Source organism: Bradyrhizobium sp. 18BD, from assembly GCF_054185225.1.
The window spans coordinates 1-445 of record NZ_JAVAYL010000242.1; the positions used below are offsets into that span (position 1 = coordinate 1).

Annotated in this window: 1 protein-coding gene; it reads right to left on the reverse strand. The window is 51.9% G+C overall.

Annotation, left to right across the window (positions count from 1 at the left end):
• Positions 1-198: 198 nt before the first annotated feature.
• Positions 199-445 (reverse strand): transglycosylase SLT domain-containing protein (locus tag RAD16_RS41270; RefSeq protein ID WP_458163712.1); only part of this gene is annotated, 247 nt, incomplete at its 5' end.

Consider the following 445-nt stretch of genomic DNA (forward strand, 5'->3'; position numbering starts at 1 on the left):
CTCGTCCGGCGTAAGCATCAGTTGTAATAAAGGCAGATGCAGATCCTCTGCATATGCCTGACGGAGTAACTCCACAAAACGAAGCCACTCCTGATTACGTTGTTCGGCGATAGCCGATGAATAAGGGGAATGCTGGGTCATGTTATACCGCCGTTTGTACTGTTACACGAGTACAAATGATAACATAACCCGTCTGCATTAATACCGCCGCTGCCACTCAGAGTCGCTCATTAAGGCCTCTTTCTGCCCCATAAAGTGGCGATAGTAAGCGTCATAGGCCAGAACGTTTTTCACGTAGCCGCGCGTTTCCGAAAAGGGAATGCTTTCGACAAACGCTACGGCATCGATACGCCCGGCGCTATTGCCAAGCCAGGTGCGCACGCGCCCCGGCCCAGCGTTATACGCCGCCGAGGCGAAAATACGGTTATTACCAAACTGCTGATAG